This window comes from Curtobacterium sp. MMLR14_006, from assembly GCF_001864985.1.
In the GTDB taxonomy this organism is placed as follows: domain Bacteria; phylum Actinomycetota; class Actinomycetes; order Actinomycetales; family Microbacteriaceae; genus Curtobacterium.
Map to the genome: position 1 here is coordinate 1 of NZ_MJGU01000016.1, position 206 is coordinate 206.

At 68.0% G+C, this 206-nt stretch carries 1 pseudogene; it reads right to left on the minus strand.

Annotated elements, in window-relative coordinates:
• Positions 1 to 16 precede the first annotated feature (16 nt).
• A pseudogene (locus BIU94_RS07435) lies at positions 17 to 206 on the minus strand (hypothetical protein); the annotation flags it as partial.

The window sequence follows — 206 nt, forward strand, 5'->3', positions numbered from 1 at the left end:
GCGGTGGTGCGGGGTGTTACTTGATCTGGGCGGTGATGGTGGCGGTGCCGACCAGGAGGCCGCGCTTGACGGCGTCGGTGCCGAAGGTCTTGTTCAGCAGGCCGGCGGCGTCCTCGGAGATGTGGACGGTGGTGCCGGTGAGGATGGCGTTGTCGCCCTCGAGCTGGAGGGGCTTGAGCGAGCCACCCCAGAGCTCGAACAGGTAC